20 protein-coding genes are annotated in these 20,365 nt (G+C 72.9%); 12 read left to right on the plus strand and 8 right to left on the minus strand.

Annotated features, from left to right (window positions below):
* Window positions 1-92: 92 nt before the first annotated feature.
* The 4 genes from K1Y72_RS26355 to K1Y72_RS26370 all read right to left on the minus strand — a co-directional run bounded on the left by K1Y72_RS26355 (window position 93) and on the right by K1Y72_RS26370 (window position 3,467).
* Window positions 93-677, minus strand: a complete 585-nt coding sequence (locus K1Y72_RS26355) for a TetR/AcrR family transcriptional regulator (protein ID WP_220169162.1) — start codon at window positions 675-677, stop codon at window positions 93-95.
* A gap of 4 nt (window positions 678-681) precedes the next feature.
* Window positions 682-1,842, minus strand: a complete 1,161-nt coding sequence (locus K1Y72_RS26360; protein ID WP_220169163.1) for an acyl-CoA dehydrogenase family protein — start codon at window positions 1,840-1,842, stop codon at window positions 682-684.
* Window positions 1,843-1,920: 78 nt separating this feature from the next.
* On the minus strand, window positions 1,921-2,325 hold the full coding sequence (locus K1Y72_RS26365; RefSeq protein ID WP_220169164.1) for an STAS domain-containing protein: 405 nt from the start codon (window positions 2,323-2,325) through the stop codon (window positions 1,921-1,923).
* A gap of 383 nt (window positions 2,326-2,708) precedes the next feature.
* Complete coding sequence (locus tag K1Y72_RS26370) at window positions 2,709-3,467, minus strand: AraC family transcriptional regulator (protein ID WP_220169165.1); 759 nt, start codon at window positions 3,465-3,467, stop codon at window positions 2,709-2,711.
* A 54-nt stretch (window positions 3,468-3,521) separates the two neighbouring features.
* On the opposite strand from K1Y72_RS26370, the gene K1Y72_RS26375 reads away from it, so the two are divergent.
* Complete coding sequence (locus tag K1Y72_RS26375) at window positions 3,522-4,679, plus strand: MFS transporter (RefSeq protein ID WP_308287241.1); 1,158 nt, start codon at window positions 3,522-3,524, stop codon at window positions 4,677-4,679.
* Between the two features lie 135 nt (window positions 4,680-4,814).
* A complete protein-coding gene (locus tag K1Y72_RS26380; RefSeq protein ID WP_220169167.1) occupies window positions 4,815-5,972 on the plus strand; it encodes a L,D-transpeptidase in 1,158 nt (385 codons plus the stop codon).
* Window positions 5,973-6,142: 170 nt separating this feature from the next.
* Here K1Y72_RS26380 and K1Y72_RS26385 read toward each other — a convergent pair whose 3' ends face one another.
* Entirely contained in the window at window positions 6,143-6,691 is a 549-nt protein-coding gene (locus K1Y72_RS26385; protein WP_220169168.1) for a hypothetical protein, read from the minus strand.
* A gap of 385 nt (window positions 6,692-7,076) precedes the next feature.
* On the opposite strand from K1Y72_RS26385, the gene K1Y72_RS26390 reads away from it, so the two are divergent.
* The gene (locus tag K1Y72_RS26390) at window positions 7,077-7,961 is read left to right on the plus strand and encodes a helix-turn-helix domain-containing protein (RefSeq protein ID WP_220169169.1); all 885 of its coding nucleotides are present in this window, start codon (window positions 7,077-7,079) and stop codon (window positions 7,959-7,961) included.
* Between the two features lie 56 nt (window positions 7,962-8,017).
* Here K1Y72_RS26390 and K1Y72_RS26395 read toward each other — a convergent pair whose 3' ends face one another.
* The gene (locus K1Y72_RS26395) at window positions 8,018-8,227 is read right to left on the minus strand and encodes a DUF397 domain-containing protein (RefSeq protein WP_220169170.1); all 210 of its coding nucleotides are present in this window, start codon (window positions 8,225-8,227) and stop codon (window positions 8,018-8,020) included.
* Between the two features lie 170 nt (window positions 8,228-8,397).
* Here K1Y72_RS26395 and K1Y72_RS26400 point away from each other — a divergent pair, with 170 nt between their 5' ends.
* Complete coding sequence (locus K1Y72_RS26400; RefSeq protein ID WP_220169171.1) at window positions 8,398-9,729, plus strand: AfsR/SARP family transcriptional regulator; 1,332 nt, start codon at window positions 8,398-8,400, stop codon at window positions 9,727-9,729.
* Window positions 9,730-9,765: 36 nt separating this feature from the next.
* On the opposite strand, the gene K1Y72_RS26405 is transcribed toward K1Y72_RS26400, so the two are convergent.
* Window positions 9,766-10,086, minus strand: a complete 321-nt coding sequence (locus K1Y72_RS26405; protein WP_220169172.1) for a hypothetical protein — start codon at window positions 10,084-10,086, stop codon at window positions 9,766-9,768.
* Here K1Y72_RS26405 and K1Y72_RS26410 point away from each other — a divergent pair.
* The 6 genes from K1Y72_RS26410 (at window position 10,054) to K1Y72_RS26435 (ending at window position 17,619) form a co-directional block, all read left to right on the plus strand.
* Window positions 10,054-12,198 (plus strand): amino acid adenylation domain-containing protein, encoded by a 2,145-nt coding sequence (locus K1Y72_RS26410; RefSeq protein ID WP_220169173.1) that lies wholly within the window; start codon window positions 10,054-10,056, stop codon window positions 12,196-12,198. The two genes, K1Y72_RS26405 and K1Y72_RS26410, sit on opposite strands and share 33 nt — an antisense overlap.
* 1 nt (window position 12,199) lies before the next feature.
* Entirely contained in the window at window positions 12,200-13,342 is a 1,143-nt protein-coding gene (locus tag K1Y72_RS26415) for a hypothetical protein (protein ID WP_220169174.1), read from the plus strand.
* On the plus strand, window positions 13,339-14,391 hold the full coding sequence (locus tag K1Y72_RS26420; protein ID WP_220169175.1) for a protein phosphatase 2C domain-containing protein: 1,053 nt from the start codon (window positions 13,339-13,341) through the stop codon (window positions 14,389-14,391). The genes K1Y72_RS26415 and K1Y72_RS26420 overlap by 4 nt, the downstream gene beginning before the upstream one ends.
* A complete protein-coding gene (locus K1Y72_RS26425; protein ID WP_220169176.1) occupies window positions 14,388-15,467 on the plus strand; it encodes a protein kinase domain-containing protein in 1,080 nt (359 codons plus the stop codon). The genes K1Y72_RS26420 and K1Y72_RS26425 overlap by 4 nt, the downstream gene beginning before the upstream one ends.
* A 15-nt stretch (window positions 15,468-15,482) precedes the next feature.
* Window positions 15,483-16,190, plus strand: a complete 708-nt coding sequence (locus tag K1Y72_RS26430) for a vWA domain-containing protein (RefSeq protein WP_220169177.1) — start codon at window positions 15,483-15,485, stop codon at window positions 16,188-16,190.
* 1,009 nt (window positions 16,191-17,199) lie between these two features.
* Window positions 17,200-17,619: a hypothetical protein gene (locus K1Y72_RS26435; protein ID WP_220169178.1), complete on the plus strand. Its 420-nt coding sequence runs from the start codon at window positions 17,200-17,202 to the stop codon at window positions 17,617-17,619.
* Between the two features lie 54 nt (window positions 17,620-17,673).
* Here K1Y72_RS26435 and K1Y72_RS26440 read toward each other — a convergent pair whose 3' ends face one another.
* Complete coding sequence (locus K1Y72_RS26440; RefSeq protein WP_220169179.1) at window positions 17,674-18,171, minus strand: GNAT family N-acetyltransferase; 498 nt, start codon at window positions 18,169-18,171, stop codon at window positions 17,674-17,676.
* A gap of 77 nt (window positions 18,172-18,248) precedes the next feature.
* Between K1Y72_RS26440 and K1Y72_RS26445 the strand changes: the two genes are divergently transcribed.
* On the plus strand, window positions 18,249-18,485 hold the full coding sequence (locus K1Y72_RS26445) for a hypothetical protein (protein ID WP_220169180.1): 237 nt from the start codon (window positions 18,249-18,251) through the stop codon (window positions 18,483-18,485).
* A gap of 64 nt (window positions 18,486-18,549) precedes the next feature.
* Complete coding sequence (locus K1Y72_RS26450; RefSeq protein ID WP_220169181.1) at window positions 18,550-20,340, plus strand: thiamine pyrophosphate-requiring protein; 1,791 nt, start codon at window positions 18,550-18,552, stop codon at window positions 20,338-20,340.
* Window positions 20,341-20,365 lie beyond the last annotated feature (25 nt).

Genomic DNA, 20,365 nt, shown 5'->3' on the forward strand with positions numbered 1-20,365 from the left:
GGAGCCGCACCCCCATGACCACCTGGTCGCCGTTCGTCGAGATGCGGCGTGTTGCGCAGTGGGAGCGCTCCCAGAGGGCAACACGCCGCATCTCAACTTTCGGTGACCGGGGGGTCAGGGAGGAGGAGGTCGAGCATCCGGGCGTCGTCGCCGGGGGGCGAGGGGACGAGGTAGCCGCCGGCCCAGGCGCGGAGCATGAGGAGGGCGCGCAGGCGCGCGTCGTCCGGGTCGCAGCCGAGCTGCTCCAGGCAGGCGGAGATGTGCCCGAGCAGGGCGCGGTCGGCGTGCCGGACGGCCTCCTCGGCGGCCGGCTCGTGCTGCGCCCAGAGCCGCATGGCGCGGTCGACCGGCGCGATGTCGCGGCCGAGCGCCTGGATGCGGCGGAGCCGCTCGCGCGGGTCGGCGGTGCTGCCGAGCGCGAGGCCGAGCATCTCGTCGGTGCGCTCGTGCGCCCACCGGTCCAGCAGGGCCGCCATCAGCTCGCCGCGGTCGGTGAAGTGCCAGTAGAAGCTGCCCTTGGTGACGCCGAGCCGGGCGGCCAGCGCGGTGATCGCGACGCCGCGCTCGCCGGCCCGCGCGAGCTCCCGGTAGGCGGCCTCGATCCAGTCGCGCCGCGCCACTTTGGTGCGGGCCGTCCCGCCGCGCCCGTCCATGCGTCCCCCCAGTCCCGCTCTCACGCCGTCAGAGGAGGGTCGGCGCGCCCGGGGAGAGCCGCAGCTCGACCTTGCCGTAGAGGGCGTACGCGGCGTCCGGGTCGAACACCACATGACCCGAGATCGTATTCACATCGCGCTGCGCCCGCTGGAACGGCGACGCGGTGAACTGGGCGCTCGCGCCCGCCGCCGCGCAGAGCTCGTTGACGACGGCGCGGGCCGTCCCGACGACGTGCGCGGCGACGAGCCGGGCGTGCGCGCGGCGGCCGATGTCGGCGCCGCCGGCGTCGGCGGCGGCGAGGCCGCGCACCGCGTCGTCCAGCAGGAGCCGGGCGGCGGCGAGGTCGGCGGTCGCGCGGGCGAGGCGGATCTGGCCGCTCATCAGGTCGCGCTGCCGCTCGCCGCTGTAGGCGAGCGTGCGGGTGCGCAGCCGCTCGGTGAAGCGGGCGAGGACGCCCTCGGCGACGCCGAGGACGGGCGCGGCGCCGGTCAGCGCGAACACCGGGACGAGCGGGATCCGGTAGAGCGCGGCGGTGTTGACCAGCGCGCCGGGCGCGCGGCCCTCGGACAGGTCGGCGAGCGGGACCGAGCGGTGCCCGGGGACGAGCGCGCCCGCGACCTCGATGTCGTTGCTGCCGGTGCCGCGCATGCCGCTGGTGTGCCACACGTCGTGGACGGTGACGTCGGCGCGGGGCAGCAGGAACAGCCGGGGCTCGATGGCGTCGCCGGCGGTGACGAGCGCCATCACCATGACGTGGTCGGCGTGCATGACGCCGCTGCCCCACGGCCAGCGGCCGGTGACGCGGTACCCGTCGCCCTCGCGCGCGGCGGTCCCGGTGGGCGACAGGACGCAGGGGATCAGCGCGTGCGGGCGGTCCGCCCAGACCTCCTCCTGGGCGCGCTCGGGGAACAGCGCGACCATCCAGTTGTGCAGCGTGTAGATCACCGACAGCCAGCCGGTGGACGCGCAGCCCGCCCCGGCGGCGCGGAAGGCGTCCACCAGCGGCGCGAAGCCGAGCTCGGCGCCGCCGAAGCGCTTCGGCACGAGGGCGCCGAACAGGCCGGTCGCGGCGAGGTCGGCGACGGTGGCGTCCGGCAGGCGCCGCGCCTCCTCGGCCTCGGGGGCGCGCTCGGCGAGCGTCGGGGCGAGCGCGCGGACGCGCCGGACCAGCTCATCACCGTACTCCATGGTACGGAAACATACTTCAGAGTATGGAAGCTGTACAGAGGGGCGGTAAGGGAGTGCTTGCGCAGGTGGAGGGGCCGGTCAGTGCGCGCAGCGCCAGCGGGGCGCCGGCGAGCGGTCCGCGCCGTCGTCGTCGGGGAGGGGGAAGCGCAGGGCGCGGTCCAGCGTCGGGACGATGGGGACGAGCTGGTCCAGGCCGGTGACGGCGAGCACCGTCGCGACCTGGGGGCGCAGCTCGGTGAGGCGCACCGGCAGGCCGCGCCGGGCGGCGCCCTCGGCGAGGGAGGCGAGCACGCCGAGCCCGCTGGAGTCCATGAACGGCACGCGGTGCAGGTCGAGGACGAGCGGCGCGGACGCGTCCGCCACGGCGGCGAGGAGGCGCTCCCGGAGCGCCCGCGCGGTGCTGATGTCGATCTCGCCGCACACGCTGACCAGGTGGCAGTGCCGGAGGCGGCGGTGGTGCACTTGCAGTGCTGGAGTTCTCAAGGCCCGGTCCTCGGTGCAGGACGACGGCGGTGGGCCGCGCTGTTGGACCCGGAGGCATGAAGGGTAACGCTCGGGTGGCCGCGAGGCCATACGCGCGGGGCGGCGGTGTGGAGGGCGCGCGGCCCGGGTGACCCGGGCCGCGCGCCCCTCCCGCCACGTCCGGCCGATGCTCGACGGTCTCCGCGCTGGTTCCCCCCGAAGCCAGGGCGTCCACCGGAGCGGGCCGGACGAGAAGAACGTTAGCCGCCCGGAGGCCCCCGCGGAGGCGCCGGAAGCCCCGCCGGGGCGACCGTGCGACCGGCGGCCGTTCTGGTGCGCCCAGCGGCCGGTCCCGCGCGACGGACGGTCGCCGGGCCGCGGTGACCGGGACGGCCGGGCGGGCGTCAGCGGGACCGGTCGTCGCCGAAGCGGCCGGGGGTGGTGCCGAAGGCGGTCCGGAACGCCTGGACGAACGCGCTCGGGGTGGCGTAGCCGCAGGCCGCGGCGGTGCCCGTCACCGACGCGCCGCCCGCCAGCATGATCAGCGCGCGGTGCAGCCGTACCTGGGTGCGCCACTGCGGGAACGACATCCCGGTCTCGCGGCGGAACAGCCGGCTGAGCGTCCGCTCGGACGCGCCGACGGCCCGCCCGAACGCGGCGAGGCCGCGCGGGTCGGCGGGGTCGGCGGCGAGCGCGGCGGCGACGGCGCGCAGCCGGTCGTCGGCGGGCAGCGGCAGGTGCAGGGGCAGCTCGCGCACCTCGCGGAGCTGGTCGAGCGCCACCCGGAGCAGGTTGCGGCGCGGCCCGTCCGCGAGGGCCTCCCCGGGGCCGGCGGTCAGCGCGACGATGACCTCCCGGAGCAGCGGCGACACCGCCAGCACGGTGGGCCGCACGAGACCCGCCACCGGCCGCCCGCCGGGGAAGTTCACGGTGCGCAGCTCGGCGGGGCCGTGCGCCTCGTGCGCGTGCGCGATCCCGGCGGGCAGCCAGACGGCGCGGTGCGGCGGCACGATCCACGACCCCGCCCCGGTCGAGACCTCCAGCACGCCGCGGCTCGGGTGGGCGAGCTGGTGGTGAGGGTGGACGTGCCAGCCGACGCGCTCGCGGGACGCCAGCGGGATCAGCCGCGCCGTACCGTCCGGATGTTGGCGGATCTGCGACATATACGGGCAGGATATCGGCAGCCGGAAGGACCGTCCGGCGGCGATGCTGGCCGGGTGGCAACGATCGCTGAAGGAGCCGGGGCGCCGTCCGTCCCGCGGCGCATGTGGATGTGGGCGTCGGTGCACGCGGCCGACGACTTCTACCAGGGGCTCGTCCCGGCGAGCATCCCCTATCTCGTCCTCGAACGGCACTACGGCTACGTCGCGGCGAGCGGCCTCACCCTCGCCGCGACGCTCGGCGGCGCGCTGCCGCAGCCGCTCGTCGGCGTCGCGGTGGACCGGCTCCGGCTGCCCCGTCTCGCCGCCGCGGGCGTCCTGCTAGCTGGGCTCGGTTTCGCGGCGGCGGGCCTCGGCGGCCCGTACGCGGTGGTGTGGACGCTGCTCCTGCTGTCCGGGCTCGGCACGGCGATGTTCCACCCGGCGGCGGGCAAGGCCGCCCGGGACGCGGCGGGCGGCAGCGTCACCGGCATGAGCGTGTTCGCGGCGGGCGGCACCGTCGGGTTCTTCCTCGCGCCGGTCCTCGCGGTGCCGGTGCTGGGCGCGTGGGGCGCCCGCGGCACCGCCGCGTTCCTGCCGCCCGCCGTCCTCGCGGCGTTCGTGCTGGTGCGGGACGCGCGCGGGCGCGGCGGCGCCGCCCCGGCGGCGGCGCCCGGACGCGACCGGTGGCGGCCGTTCGCGGTGCTCACCGGCATCTCGGTCGTCCGGTCGGCGATGTTCTCGGCGATCGCCACGTTCATCGGGCTCTACTGGATCCGCCACCTCGGCGGCTCGGCGGTGCTCGCCGGGGCGGCGCTCGCGTGCTTCCTCGGCGGCGGCGTCCTCGGCACGATCGCGGGCGGGCGGATCGCGGACCGGGCCGGTCCCGTCCGGGCCGTCCGGATCGGCGCCGCGCTCGCCGTCCCCGTGCTGGCCGGGCTGCGCCTCGCGCCGGGGCCGCTGCTGCCGCTGCCCTTCGCCGTCCTCGCGGGCGCCGCGGTCAACGTGCCGTTCGCCGTGCTCGTCCGCCTCGGCCAGGACTACCTGCCGGGCCGCCCCGGCACCGCCGCCGGGGTGACGCTCGGCCTCGGCGTCAGCGCCGGCGGCCTGCTGGCGCCCGCCTTCGGGCTGGCCGCCGAGGCCCGCGGGACGCCGCTCGTGTTCACGCTGCTCTGCTTCGTCCCGCTCGCCGCCCTCGCCCTCGCCCTCCTCCTGCCTCCGCCGGACCGCGGCTGAAGATCGGCTGAAGGGTTCGGGCCGCCCGGCCGGATCAGTGCAGCGCAGCGGGTACTTTCGGGCGAACCTGAACTCGTTGGTCTTTCGACGCATCTCAACAGCCGTTACGCGAGATGTGGTCACGTGGGGTGTGCGATGCGATATGGCAAGGCGGGGCGTCTGCTCGGCGGGGGACTGGCCGGGACGGCCGTCCTCGCGCTCTCGGCGTGCAGCGGCGGGGGCGTGGCCGGGCTCGCGGCGGCGGACAAGCCGGTCGCGGTGACGATCACGCCGGCGACCGGCGGGACGGCGGTGAAGCCGGACGCGCCCGTCCAGGTGACGGCCGGCCACGGCAAGCTCCAGCAGGTCACCGTGCAGCCCGCCGGGGGCGCGCCCGCGGTGACCGGCGCGATGGACGCGGACGGCACCGGCTGGAAGTCGGCGGGCAACCTGAAGCCGGACACCAGGTACACCGTGACCGCGACCGCCAAGGGCGACGACGGCAAGGTGACCACGACGACCAGCGCGTTCAGCACGCTGAAGCCGTCGGTGTCGCTCGCGGTGTCGGACGTCACGCCGAGCATGCCGGGCGAGACGGTCGGCGTCGGCGTGCCGATCATCGTGAGCTTCGACCACGCGGTGAAGGACCGGGCGGCGGTGGAGAAGGCGCTGACGGTGAAGGCGGAGAAGCCCGTCGAGGGCGCCTGGCGCTGGGTCGGCAACACCCAGGTGATCTACCGCACCAGGACGTACTGGCCCGCGCACCAGAAGGTCACCGTCTCGGCCAAGCTGACGGGCGTCGCGGCGGGCGGCGGCGCCTGGGGCGTCAAGGACATCACCAAGACCATCAAGATCGGCGCCGCGCACGTCAGCACCGTCAACCTGCGGGCGGGCCGCATGACGGTGAAGAGCGACGGCAAGACCGTCCGCTCGTTCCAGGTCAGCGGCGGCAGCGGCGAGACGCACGAGTACACCACCACCAGCGGCGTCCACCTGACGATGGAGAAGAGCGACCCGGTGACCATGGAGTCGCCGGGCCGCAAGCCGGGCGACCCCGGGTACTACAAGCTGGAGGAGCGGTACGCGGTCCGCATCTCCAACAGCGGCGAGTACGTCCACGAGAGCGACCCGACGGCCGCGAGCCACGGCTGCATCCACGCCGGCACCTCGAACGCGGCCTGGTTCTTCGACTTCGCCCAGCGCGGCGACGTCGTCAAGGTCACCGGCACCGACCGCGAGCTGCCCTGGGACAACGGGTGGGGCTACTGGCAGCTGCCCTTCGACCAGTGGAAGAAGGGCAGCGCCCTCACCTGATCACGACCCGCGTACCCGACGTCCCGACGGCCGTGCGGACACCGGAGCCCTTCCGGACCGCACGGCCGTCCGCGTCCCCGGCACCTTCGTCGTCGCGGGTGACGCGTGGGCGCGGATGCTCATGCGGTCGGGGACTGGAAGCCTTGCTTGGGCCGGCCCGGGAAGCGGGGTCAAAGGAGCGCATCGACCGGGCGCCCCGTCCAGATCCATATCGGGGCACTGGTGCGCTTGACCTCGGCCAGAGCCGCGCGGAAGCCGGGGAGGGAGGGTACGGTCAGGTCGCCGTACGCGGTCTCGGAGAGAGCGAAGGCCAAGTCCGCCGCCGATGCCGTCAGCGCGTCGCGGATGGACGGTGCGTCCACCAGCCTGAACGTGTGATTCACCGGGGTGCCCGCGACTCCGTACCGGTCGCGATGCACGATGCCGGTGTGCAGAGCGGCGCGTAACCGCATCCGATCCGGCGGATCGGCCGACCGGTTGTGCTCGGCCAGCCCGCGGACCAGGCGGCGGACGAGTCCGCGGACGACCGGCTCGATCGACACCGGGACCGGGACGACGACGAGGACTCCGTCACCGCGGTCCTCGTGCAGGCGGAGCCGCCATGGCAGCCCGGCGCCGTCGAACGCGTGGGCGACGAGCGGGAAGAGGACGCGACGAAGGGCCAGCTGCGCCTGGTCGTCGCGCCTGCTGAACTCCATGATGTCGGCCACGAAGATCACGCAGTGCCGTGCCGAGTCCGCCGGGAAGAACTCGAGCCGCTGGTCCCGGCCGAAGCGTGGGGACGAGCGGGTGGTCGCGGGCGGTCCCGCCAGGGGCGGCCGGACAGGACGCTCCTCTTCCCTTCTCGCATCGCTGCCCGGACGTGGGCACTCCGCAGCCCGGGTCTTCGCGGTAACCTTCTCAGCGTGGTTCACTTTGCATCATCTCGAATCAATCAGAATCAAACGAAAGCGGGTGAGGGCGCGCTCACCCTTGTGGTCACAAGGCTTATGTCACGAAACGGTACCGGCGCGAACCAGAACGTGCCGACTCGCGTCGTATCCATGAAGTTCATATCGGGTCACGGGGCGGCACCGATGACGGCGGGAGCGGTGGTCGGACGCCATGACGGATGAGGAGCGGGATGGGCGGGCCGCGGGGGATCGCGTTCGGCTGGCGGCCGAGCTGCGCGGACTGCGCGAGCTCGCCGGGCTGTCGGGGCGCGAGCTCGGGAGGCGGATCGGCATGAGCCAGTCCCAGATCTCCAGGATCGAAGCGGGACGGGTGCTGCCCAAGCTGCCGCAGGTCAAGGCGTGGGCGGCCGCGGTCGACGCGCCCGCGGAGAAGCGGGCGTGGCTGGCCTCGATGATCGAATCGATGTACACCGAGGTCGACACCTGGTCGGCGGCGCTGCAGGGGCGCACCGACCTCCAGGGCGAACTCAAGGACCGGGAGACCGGAGCGCAGTGGGTCCGCTCCTTCCAGCCGGGCATCGTGCCCGGCCATCTGCAGACCGCCGAGTACGTCAAGCGCGTCTTCGCGATGTACCCCGAGTTCCCCTACGGCAAGGACGAGCTCGCCGCCGCCGTGGCCGGCAGGCTCGACCGCCAGCTCGCGCTCTACGACGCCGGGCGCCGGTTCGACTTCCTCATCGGCGAAGCCGGGCTGCGCTGGCGTCCGGGGCCTCCGTCGGTGCAACTGGCCCAGCTCGATCGCATCGCCTCCCTCGCAACCCTTGAGAACGTCACCATCGGCCTGATCCCGCTGCGGTCCGCGGCCGTCACTTATTTGTCGCACGGTTTCGTCATCTTCACCGACGGTGAAGAACCCGGTCATGACACCTACGTGACGATCGAGACCGTCCACGCGGGCATTACCGTGCACCGCCCCGAGGAGACGCGCCTTTACGAAGGACGCTGGGCGCTCCTGGAACAGATGGCGGTTTTCGGCGACGAGGCCGCTGCACTGCTCGGCGAGATCGCCGCCGATATCCGCGAGGACGCCCGATGAGCCCGCACCAGGCCGCGGTCCGGGCGGTCGCCGCCGCCCGGACCCCGGCCCGCGCGTCAGCGCAGGTCGAACTCGCCCCGCTTGACCCCCTCCAGGAAGGCGACCCACTCGGCGCCGGTGTACCAGAGGACCGGCCCCTCGGGGTTCTTGGAGTCGCGGACGCCGACCCAGTAGTCGACAGTCACCTCGACGCAGTCGCCCATTCCCTCGCTCCGGCTGCTCTTGCGCCAGACGGCGTGCTGGAGGCGGCTCTCGGACTTGCTCATGGCGTTTCTCCTTCTGCTTTCCGCGGCGGCTCTTCCGCCCGGATGGAAAGAGCATCAGACGGGAACACCGCGGTTTTTCACCCGGTCGATACCGCTGTTTTCGCCGCTGTTTTTCGCGGTGGCCCGCAGGCCCGCCGTCAGTTCCGCACGCGATGCAGAGGAGGTCCGTCGTGAACGCTGAGGACGGCGCCCCGCCCGTGACCCCCGTCCCGGGCGAGATCGCCTTCACCTTGCTGGGCCGTGTCGGGGGGCGGCTCGGCGACCGCGTCATCGAGCCGGACGAGCCGAGAGCGCGGCTGATCCTCGCGATCCTGCTGTGGCACGCCGAACGTCCCGTCCAGCGCGATTACCTGCGCCAGAACGTCTGGACGAGTGTGCTCGGAGAGGCCGGCAAGCTCGAGGACAACAAGAAGATCGGCGACCACATCGGCCGTATACGCAACGAGCTCGCCAAGGTGGATCCCGAGGCCGGGAAGCTACTGCCCCGCGCGTCCCAGGGCGTCTACCGGATCAACGCTCCGGCCCGCCAGATCGACCTGCTGCGCTCCCGCGCTTTGGGCAGGCATGCGTCCTCGCTGAGGGGCAAGGACGACGCTGGCGCCGTGTACTACTACCGTCGTGCTCTGGACCAGTGGGGGGAACTGCCCGACGGCCCGTGGACGGCGGAGCTCCTGGGCGGTCTCATGCCCCTCCCGTGGGTCGAGAACAAGCGGGCCCAGCTCATCGGAGAGTACGAGGAACTGCTGTTCCCCTGCGTGGAGCTGGAACTCGGACTCCGGCCGATAGGGGAGGTCCTGTCCGGGCTACGCGGGCTGGCCGCCGGAACCGACCGCCCCAAGGACAGGCTCATCGGCCTTCTGATGCGCGCCCTCTACCTGGCCGGGGAACGCGCGGAGGCGCTGGAGGTCTTCGAGCGGCACGGCGAACGCAACTCCGGCCGTCCCGGCGCCGAATCCACGCGGATCGCCCGGCGGATCCGGGACGACGATCCGGCACTCCTGCCGCAGTCCTTTCCACCCCCCGACGGCACGATCCCCCTGGGAGCAGGCATGTCCGAGAACGAGTCCGCCGAAGAGCCCCGGAACGGCCGCGACAGCGCTCAGGAAGCCGAGGAGATCGGCGAGGCCGCTGTCGCGGTCATCGTCGAGACGGCGCGATGCCGACTCGGCAACGACTACTACCTCCCCGGGCCCGCGGCTCGCGCCTTGATGGAAGCGGTGGAGAGCGGCCTTCGGAACAGCTCCGAGGCCGCGATGGCGCTCGCCGCGGTCCAGCGGGACCCGGAGCGGGGCGCTGCCGCGCTGCACACCGTGCTGGTGGCGCGCATGCTCGCCGACGCCGGGTTCATGGCGACGCTGCGCGAGCACACGGAGCGGCTGGCCGACGAGACGTCGTCCCGCCACGGACGAGGAGTGGTGATCAACTCCCGGAAGATCGACAACGTCGTGACCATCCAGGCCAAGCGCGTCGGGACCCTGAACTTCGGCGTCTCGGACTCCTGACCGGCCGCACCGAACGCGCCGACCACGCCCGCCGCGTCACCTCATCCCCCCGGCGAACGACGAGAGCGAAAGGCCATCGGTATGGCCGAAGAAGCGGAAGCGAAACAGAGTGGGCAGGGAGCCGAGGCGCGCGGACGTCCCGAAGACGACCGCCGCGATCGGAGGGCCCGGGAGCCCGAAGCGTCCGAGCCCGAGACGCGGGAAGGCGCGGATGCCCCGCGGGACCGCCCCGCTCCGGGAGAAGAAGGGTTCCCGTCGTCGCAGGAGGACGCCCTGCGCGCTCTCGGCGGCGACGGCGGCCAACCTTCCCAGCACGCTCAGTTCATGGACCTCGCCAAGCGCTTCTTCGAGCGCCATGCCGCCGAGGGGCCGGGACCGTCGATCGGAACCCTGGCGCTCTTCCAGGACAGCGTTGAGATCAGCGACTTCAACGCCTCCGGTGTCGCCCCGCGGCGGCGCGGGCAGAGCAGCTCGAAGATCGACCTGTCGCGCCTGGAGACGCACCTGTCCACGTTCGTGGCGCCGCCGGAGTTCCACCGCGCCAGTACCGTCCTGATGCGCGAACACCTGCTGATCCTGGCCCTCCCGCCCGGCAGCGGGCGCGAGACGCTCGCCTACAACCTGCTGCACCGGCTGGAGACCCGCGACGGCGAGGCCGGGGTCGAGTGCAGGCTGCTGTGGGACACCAGCGGGCTGGAGGCGCCGGGCTGGCGTCCCGACTCCGACGGCTGCGCTTTGGTGGTCGATCTGGACGGGGCCATGGGCGACCGCGCCGAAGAGGGCGGGATCAGCGCGGACCGGATCGACGACCGCTGGATCACCGAGACGGCCGGAGCCTTGCAGGACGCGCAGAGCTTCATGGTGGTGCTGACCGGGCCGGCCCGCGGCTCCCTGGTGGACGCCGCACCCCGATCATCACTGGTGTTCACCAGCCTCGGCCGGGTGGTCTCCATGGACATCATCGAGAAGCGCGTCCTCGGCACGGTCCCTACGCCCGACCAGCGGACCGAGCTGCGCGGGCGGCTCGTCGCCTGCGGCGCCGAGGAGCTCCTCCGCGAGCGCCCCGAGCCGCGGGTCGCGGTCCGGCTCGCAGAAGCGGTGATCGAGGGACGGGACCTCGGTGCCACCGTCCGCGACCTGCGCGACCCGACAGGTGAGGTGCACCGCCGGCTCAGCCGCTATCGCGACCCCGAGTACATCAGTTTCGCGCTCGCGACGGCCGTGCTCGAGGACACCGGATACCTCACGGTGTCCGACGCGGCGCTCGACCTGTACGCCATGCTCGTGCCCGAGGAGGACGAACCGCCTCTCGGCCGGCTGCGATTCCGGGACCGGCTGGGCGCCGAGCACGACTGGATCGAGGTCGTGGTGCCGCCCGTGGACGACGGGCCGCGGCAGCCCCCGCGGGTGAGGTTCCGCCGGCCCCTCCTTCAGCAGGCCGTCCTGGAATACGCCTGGATGTACCTGGACAGCGACCGCCCGGCGCTCGTGGCATGGCTCCAGCGGCTGGTGACGCACGCCGACGTCGAGATCCGCGCCCGTGCGGCCGTCGCGGCCGCGGTGCTGGCGAGCAGCGACCCGGTCCACGCTTTGAACCGCTTCATCCGGCCGTGGGCGCTGCACGGCTCGCTCCTGTTGAGGCAGGCGGCCGCGGCCGTCCTGGATCTCCTGGGCGGCGGGCCGTCGCTCGCTGGGGAGGTCTGGGGGCTGCTGGAGGAGTGGGCGGCCGAGAGCGGGACCGAGCAGGCGTCCCGGCGGCTGGTCCTCACCGCGGCCACCGCGGCCGGCGGGATCATGGGAGCCCGCGATGCGGAGCGCGGGCTCGGCGTGCTCCGTACCGCCCTCGACCACGAGGACTGGGCGGCCCTGCCGTCCGTCGCGCTGAGCCTGCTGCGCATGATCGAGCAGGGATGCGTGCGGGAGACGCTCGCGGCGCTGCTGGAGTGGAGCGAGGCGCAGGACGGCTCGCCGCTGGTGGTCAAGGCGCTGTCGGCGTTCGTCTTCGCGGCGACCGAGCCGGCGCCCGAGTTCGGCCGGGTCGCCGAGCATCCCCGGTCGCGGCTGCGGCTCACCGCCCCGGAGGACGCGGAAGCCCGGCCGCTGCTGCTGGCCCGCGTCGCTGACCACCGCCCGCAGCTCGTGCAGCTGTGGGCCCGCGCCCTCGGCCGCAAACCCGTGCAGACGCAGGCCCTGGACCGTCTCCGCCACTGCCTGGAGACCTATGCCGACGAGGACATGGGAATCCGTTCCCACATGCGCGACCTCCTGCTGGGGATCGCCGCCCTGCCGGGCCACCACCGTCAGCGGCTCATCTACCACCTCGGCCGCTGGGCCCGCGACACCGATCGTCCCTGCGAGGCAGCCCGGCAGATTCACGCGGCGCTGGAGCGCAGCACGCCGCCCGCGCCCACCGCATTGCCCGGACCGGACGGTGCGGCATCGATGACGTTCCCCTGGAAGGAGCTGTGACATGGACCAGCCGACCTACGACCCGATCATCGAAGAGCGCGACATCCCCCGGATCAGGGTGCTGAACCCCGTCAGGGCGCCGCGCGCGCAGGAGGCGGTGGTCTTGGAACCGGGCGACGGACCGCTGCGCACGTTCCGGCACGGCGCCCCGATCCCCGGTGCGAGGCTCAGCGACTACCGGCGGATGTACCTGGTGGACGTCTCCGAACACCGGCTGCTCCTGGACTTCGCGTTGCTCAGCCACGACCCCAACTACGCGTTCATGGCGAGGGCGGACCTGTTCTGCCAGGTCTCCGATCCGGCGAAGGTCGTGCAACGCAACATCCGCGATGTCAGCGGGGCGCTGCACGGCCCCCTGCGCCGCATGCTCCAGGACGTCAGCAAGCACTACGACGTCTCCGCCTTCCACGCGGCGCAGGAAGCGCTGAACGAGGAGATGCGCTTCTTCTCGGGGGACGCCGCCCTCGAACTGCACGGCATCAGCATCGAGCTGCTCATCGACGACGAGGAGATGGCCGAGAGCGGGCGCGAGCTCCGCAAGGTGGTCCGTGAGCAGCGGCTCGGTGACATGCGGGCGGACCATCGGCTCGACCGGCTCCGCCGCGACGGCGTGGAAGGCGTCATCGCCGAGATCATGGAGAAGCAGGGCGCCGCCGCGGCGCTCGACCGCATCCAGGACATCGAGCGGAGCGAACGTCAGGAACTCCTCGCGGCATGGGACACCGTCCTCAAGCACGGCGGCGACGAGCTGGAACCCCACCAGCTCGCCGAGGCCCAGCAGCAGCTCCTGAATCTGTACACGGAGGGTTCCTCGGCGCCGTTCGGCGGGACGCGACCGCGGCGGCTTCGTGGATCGATGGCTCCGGAGCTGGAGGGGACGGTGAAGCCCGCGCTCCCGGCGCCTGCCCGGGCCGACGAGGCGGCCGGCCGCCGCGCGCCGGTGGTGCATCCCGGATCCGTCGGCGGGGAACCTGCTCCGCCGTCCGGCGAGAGGGCCGTGACGGAGCCTCCCGAGGACGAGCCGCTCGGCGGATCCGCCGTTCCCGACGCGTCCGGCGGAGCCGCCGTCCCGCCCGGACCGCCTGCCGCCGGGCCGCGGGCCAGCAGGCTGCGCGGCTTCCGCACCGGGGAGCCGGACCGGTGAGCGAAGCCCCAGCCGAACGCGGTTCCGTGCAGGTCTGGGAGCAGAAGAGGGACGACCATCTGGCCGGCGGCGTGTGGACGGAGGCCGTCACCGGCCGGGGCGAGGACGCCGAACCCCTCTACGCCCATCACAGCGCTGCGGGTCGCGGAATCCTCGGCGTGTTCGACGGTGCCGGCGGCGCCGGCTCGGCACCGGCCTTCCGGAGCAGGGACGGCATGCAGCGGACGGAGGCGTGGCTCGCGGCCCGGCTCGCGCGCATCGGCGTCGAGTCCTGGTTCTGCCGGAACGTGCAAGGCGAAGGACGGTTCCGGGTCTCCGATCTGGAAGGTGAGCTGGCCGGCCTGCTGGCCGGGTGGCGCACGTCCACACCGTCCCGCGTCAAGGGGCGAATGCTCAAAGAACTGCCGACGACGATGGCCACCGTCCACTACCGCGTCCAGCCGCGCAGCACGGACTGCCGGATCCTGTGGGCGGGGGACAGCCGCGCCTACTTGCTTTCCCCCGACACCGGCTTGCAGGTGCTCACCAGGGACGACACCGAAGAGCAGGACGGGCTCGCCCAGCTGCTCCAGGATCCGCCGCTGACCAACCTGGTGTCTGCGGACGCCCCTTTCACCGTCCGCGAGCACCTGCGGCTTCTCCCGTGGCCCTGCGTCCTGCTGTGCGCGACGGATGGCTTCTTCGGCTACGTGGAGACCCCCGCGGACTTCGAGTACCGCCTGCTGAACGCCCTGCGGGACGCGGACTGCATGCGGGACTGGATGGATCGGATCGGTGCGGACGTCATGAACTACAGCGCTGATGACGCCTCGCTGAGCATGGTCGCGCTCGGCCATTCCCACCTCGATGACCTGCGGGCCGCGTTCGGCGAGCGCACCGTCCGGCTGGAGGAGCTGTACGGACGCGGCCGGCCGGACGCGGTCGTCGATCCCGCCGCGCCGGGGGCCGGCGGGATCGACGACCGGACCCGGCGGTGGCGCGAGTGGACCTGGGCCGGCTACCGCGACGGCTACGAACGCCTCATGCCGCCCTTGCTGGAGGAACGATGAAGATCGGTGACACGGTCAACGGGTATCGGCTGATCACCCGCCCCTGCAACGAGGATGCGGGCAAGAGCGTCTGGGCGTTCGCCGAGCGGGACGGCACCGAGTACTTCATCAAGCGGTTCCTGGAACCCAAGCGCCCGCAGGCGGGCTCTGGCGCCAGCGCGCGGAGCCGCGAGCTGCGGCTGGCCGAATGCCGGGACTTCGAACGGCGCCACAGCGAGGTGGGCGAGGCGCTGCGGCAGCGGCGCAGCGATTCCGGCAGCGGCAACCTGGTGGTCCCCCTCCATTTCTTCGTGGCCGGCTCCACCTACTACAAGGTCACCGAGAAGGTGGTGGTCGCGGACGCCGACCCCACGTCGTTCAGCGCCAAGGAGAAGCTCGTCCTGCTCCGGACGCTCGCCCTCAGCGTGCGGGTGCTCCATGGCATCGGCATCGTGCACGGCGACCTGAAGCCGACCAACGTCCTCATCGAGAGGAGGCCGGATGCGACCGCCTTCCATCCGGCCAAGCTCATCGACTTCGACGACTCCTACCTGACCGGGAGGCCCCCGGCGCCCGGTGTGGTGGGCGGCGACCAGCTGTTCGGGGCGCCGGAACTCTTGAGGTACATGCGCGAGGATCCCGGGGTCCCCGCCGGCGCGCTGACGGTGGCCGGCGACATGTTCTCGGTCGGGCTGCTGGCCCACTACTACCTGACCCGGCGGCTGCCCGACCACGACTCGGAATTCGGTGTGCCCGGCGAGGCAGTGGCCGCCGGAGCGGCGCTGGCGTTCGACGAGCGGCTGCCGGCGGCGACGCGGGATCTGCTCGGCGCGCTCACGTCACGGGAGCCCGCGGCACGTCCGAGCATCGACGCCTTCCTCGCCGCGATGGACGATGCCCGGCTCTGCGAGCTCGCCGGGAGCCCGCTCCCGGCGACCCCCGCCGCCTCGTCCCGCCCCTCCGGGTCCCGGCTGCACATGCCCTCGTTCGAGGCGCCGCCGCCGGGAAGGTCCGCTGCCGAGGCCGTGCGGCCGCCCGACGGCGCCCCCCGCCGATCCCGACTGAAGATCAATCTGGGTGGCGGCGATCACCCCTGACCCCGAAGGGAAATGATGAACGGATATGACCAGTACCGCGGCAACCTGCGTTATGCGGTCGACATCGTCATGTGCATCGACGCGACGGCGAGCATGGGACCCGTGCTGGACGAGGTCAAGCGGAGCGCCCTGCGGTTCCCCGAGCGCCTCCAAGAGGACATGGCGCAGAAGCGCAAGGCCGTGAGCCAGCTGCGCCTGAAGGTCATCGCCTTCCGCGACTTCGCGGATTACGCCGACGACGCGCTGCAGGAGAGCGAGTTCTTCACGATGCCCGGTGAGGCCGACAAGTTCGAGGCTTTCGTGCGCGGTCTCTCCCCGGTCGGCGGCGGCGATGTCCCCGAGTCGGGACTGGAAGCCCTGGCAATGGCCATCAGGGCTCCTTGGGAACGCGGGCTGGACCGCCGCCGGCACGTCATCGTCATGTTCACCGACGCCCCTGCACACCCGATCGGTACGCCGGAGGCGCGTGACGCCCACACCTATCCGGCGGGCCTGCCGCGCGACTCGGACGCCCTGCTGGAGGAGTGGGGCTATGCGCGCAGCCAGCAGGCACTCATGGAGAACTCGGCCAAGCGGCTGGTGCTGTTCGCCCCGGACGCGTCGCCATGGGACGGCATCGCGGAGGAGTGGAACATGACGATCCTGTTCCCTTCCACGGCCGGGCAAGGTCTGGAGGAGTTCGAGATGGGCGAGATCATCAACACGATCGCGAACAGCATCTGAGATGAGCCGTCCGGGAAAGGGAAAGCACGCCGCACCCCCCGGCCCGTCGGTTCCCGGCAGCCGGGCGGCGGGCGCGTCGCCGCCCAGGCTTCAAGGCCGGGACTGCGCCGTCGAGTTCGATGGCGGTGTCCTGCGCTTCCTGCATGGTGAGGCGAACGTCGCCATGCCGATCAGCTGGTGCGACCGCGTTGGATCGCACCGCGTACCGGAGAACGGGGAACTGCAGCTGGTCTTCCACTTCGCCCTTCCTGCGGGGGCGGGAAGGGAGGCGGCCCTCCTCATGGTCACGCGTCTCTACGTGCCCTGGTCTCACCGAGAAGAAGCGGAGGGTTTCTTGGGCATGTTGCGAGCCGAGGGGTCTGCGCTGCTCGCCGGCACGGGCGGAGAGCGGACGGGACATCCTTCCCGGGCCCTGCCACCCGGCGGCGGGGGACCGCCCGGAGCGCCGTCCGAACCGGACCCGTTTCCGGAAGGGTCGCAACGGCCGGTTCCCCGGCCGATACATGGTCTGGCGGAGTTCTCCTCGCCGGACTGGACGTTCTTCGCCGCCTTTCCCGCCACGTACGAGGTCCGCGAGGACTCGGTCGGGCAGGCTCCGGGCGGGACGCACGAACCGTTTTCACGTTCCTGAGGAGTGCGCACGGTGAGCGAGAACTGGAAGTGCGCATCCTGCAGCACGTGGAGCGACGGGAAAGACGGGACTTGCATCGCCTGTGGATCGTCCCGTCCGGCCGAACCGGTGCGGGAGGAGAGCGCCGGCGCGGCGTGGAATGCGGATTGGGACACGGCCCGGGACACGCGGCGGGACGCGGCGCGGACCCGTCCGGCCCCCGAGCCTTCAGGGGAGCGGGCGCCTCGCCGCAGGCCCGGCGACCGTTCAGAAGAGATCTTCATGCCGCCGCGGTCGGTGGGGTACCGGCCTGGCACGACGGTGCCCGGCCCGCCCCCGCCGCCGGCCTCGCGCCCGTTCGCACCCGCGCCGCCTCCGCCACGCAGATCCAGCGGTACGTTGAAGGGCATCGCGATCGCCGCCGGTGCGGTAGGCGCCCTCTACGTGGGATCGAGCGTTCTGGGCGGACTGGTGCACAGCATCGGGACGCACCGACCGGGCGGCTCGGGACGTACCGGTTCCTGCCCCGCCCAGGTCACGCCGGCCGATCCCGTGAACGGCCGGTTCGACCTCGTCGCCGCCTACCGGACTTCGGCGCACGACGTCCTGGTCTGCCGGACGGCCACGGGGCGCTACTACTACCACGGGGAGGTGACGGGCGACCGGAACTCGGCGATCGACCTGCCCGCCACGCGCACGTCTACGGGTTTCATCGCCCGCAACCGCTCCTACACCTACGAGATCCGCAACAGAAGGATCATCGTTCGGCACGACGGGGTGGTACTTGGCACCTACGCAGGTCATCCCTTCACCCCCTGAACGGGCGTGACCGCCTTCCATCCGCAGCGTTCACGCGCCGGTTTCGCCGTACCGTCAGGGGCGGTCGCGGGTGATGGTGTCGTAGGTGCGGAAGCCGCGGCGGTGGTAGTTGGGCAGGGCGTTCGGGTGGTCGAGGCTGGAGGTGTGCAGCCAGACGCGGCGGACGTGCGGGTGGAGGTTCCAGGCGCGGCGGACGCCGAGGGTGAGGGCGGGGCCGCCGAGGCCGCGGCCGACGAAGGCGGGGAGCAGGCCGAACGAGCCGATCTCGACGTCGCCGGCGTCCTGCTCGTCGAGGGAGACGATCCCGGCGGGCTCGCCGTCGTGGCGGAGCAGCCAGAAGGTGCGGCGGGGGTGCTCGGCGAACCAGCGCTCCCACTGCTCGGGGGTGCGCGCCGAGCTGCGCCATCCGTAGGCGGCGCCGACGCGGGCCAGCAGGTCGGGGACCAGGGGCGCGGCCCGGTCGAGGGGCTCCAGGACGAGGCCCGGGGCGGGCGCGGCCGGGACGAGCCGGGCCGGGTCGGTCATCTCCACGTACGTCACGGTCTCTTCCATCGGGTCGAGCGTAGGGGGCGCCGGCAGGCTCGGGCGTCCGGAGACTGGAGTGGCGGCTGACGGCGCCCCGCGCGGGCGTGCTGCCGTTCCTCATCGGCTGGGGCCGGACGCCGCACCCCGCCGCGGGCCTGCCCGTCGTGCCGCTCGCCGCGCTGGAGGCCGTCCACCCCGGCCCCGGAGCCGTCCGCGGCCCGCTCGCCGCGCTCGGCGCCGCCGATCTGATCACCGTGCGGGCGGGCCGGCCCGCCGCACTCACCGCCCGCCTGGACGCGCCGTCCGGTCCCGTCGTCCTCGGGCCGCCGCCCGCCGGGTGATTCAGCGCCGCCGTACGGGATAGGGGTCGCAGGCACCGGTACCGAGGCGGAATGAGGGATCGGCATGGCGACCACCGTCGCGGACTTCGTGCTCGAACGGCTGCGGGCGTGGGGCGTGGAGCAGGTCTTCGGCTATCCCGGCGACGGCATCAACGGGCTGCTGGCCGCCTGGGGGCGGGCGGACGACCGGCCGCGCTTCGTGCAGTCCCGGCACGAGGAGATGAGCGCGTTCGAGGCCGTCGGCTACGCCAAGTTCAGCGGCGACGTCGGCGTGTGCGCGGCGACGTCGGGACCCGGCGCGATCCACCTGCTGAACGGGCTCTACGACGCCAAGCTGGACCACGTCCCGGTCGTCGCGATCGTCGGGCAGACGGACCGCAGCGCCATGGGCGGCTCCTACCAGCAGGAGGTCGACCTGCTGTCGCTGTTCAAGGACGTGGCGAGCGACTACGTCCAGATGGTGACGGTCCCCGAGCAGCTCCCGAACGTCCTGGACCGGGCGATCCGGATCGCGGTCGCGCAGCGCGCCCCGACCGCCGTCATCATCCCCGCCGACGTGCAGGAACTCGAATACAGCGCGCCCGGGCACGCGTTCAAGATGGTCCCGTCCAGCCTCGGCGTCGAGTGGCCCGCCGTCGCGCCGGACGGCGCGGCGGTGCGGCGCGCCGCCGACCTGCTGAACGCCGGGTCCAAGGTCGCGATCCTGGCCGGGCAGGGCGCCCGGGGCGCCGCCGCCGAGCTGGAGCAGGTCGCCGACCTGCTCGGCGCGGGCGTCGCCAAGGCGCTGCTCGGCAAGGACGTGCTGCCCGACGACCTGCCGTACGTCACCGGCTCGATCGGCCTGCTCGGCACCCGCCCGAGCTACGAGCTGATGCAGGGCTGCGACACCCTCCTCACGGTCGGGTCGAGCTTCCCCTACAGCCAGTTCCTGCCGGAGTTCGGCCAGGCCCGCGCCGTCCAGATCGACGCCGACGCCAAGCTGATCGGGATGCGCTACCCCTACGAGGTCAACCTCGTCGGGGACGCCGCCGCGACGCTGCGCGCGCTGGTCCCGCTGCTGGAGCGCAAGGCCGACCGGTCCTGGCGGGAGGAGGTGGAGGGCGGCGTGGCGCGCTGGTGGGAGACCATGGAGCGCGAGGCCATGGTCGACGCCGACCCGGTCAACCCGATGCGGCTGTTCCACGAGCTGTCGTCCCGGCTGCCCGCCGACGCGATCGTGGCGGCCGACTCGGGGTCGGCGGCCAACTGGTACGCCCGCAACCTGCGGTTCGGGCGGGGCGTGCGCGGGTCGCTGTCGGGGACGCTCGCCACGATGGGCCCCGGCGTCCCCTACGGCATCGGTGCCAAGTTCGCCCATCCCGGCCGGCCGGTGATCGTGTTCGAGGGCGACGGCGCGATGCAGATGAACGGCCTCGCCGAGCTGATCACCGTGGCGCGGTACTGGCGCGAGTGGGCCGACCCGCGCCTGGTGGTCGCCGTCCTGCACAACAACGACCTGAACCAGGTGACGTGGGAGATGCGGGCGATGCAGGGCGCGCCCAAGTTCACCGCGTCCCAGACGCTGCCGGACGTCGACTACGCGCGGTTCGCCGCCGACCTCGGCCTCCTCGCCATCACGGTGGACGAGCCCGGCGACGTCGGGCCCGCCTGGGACGCCGCGCTCGGCACCGACCGCCCGACGCTGCTGGACGTCCGCACCGACCCCGACGTCCCGCCGATCCCGCCGCACGCCACGTTCGAGCAGGCCAGGGACGCCGCGAAAGCGATCGTCAAGGGCGACGAGAACCGGGCGGGCGTGATCAGGGAGGGCGTGAAGGCCAAGGTGCAGGAGCTGCTGCCGCACCGGGACGGCTGACCGGCCGGAGCGCGCCCGGTCCGCC

Source organism: Actinomadura parmotrematis (assembly GCF_019458805.1).
GTDB classification, from domain to species: Bacteria; Actinomycetota; Actinomycetes; order Streptosporangiales; family Streptosporangiaceae; genus Spirillospora; species Spirillospora parmotrematis.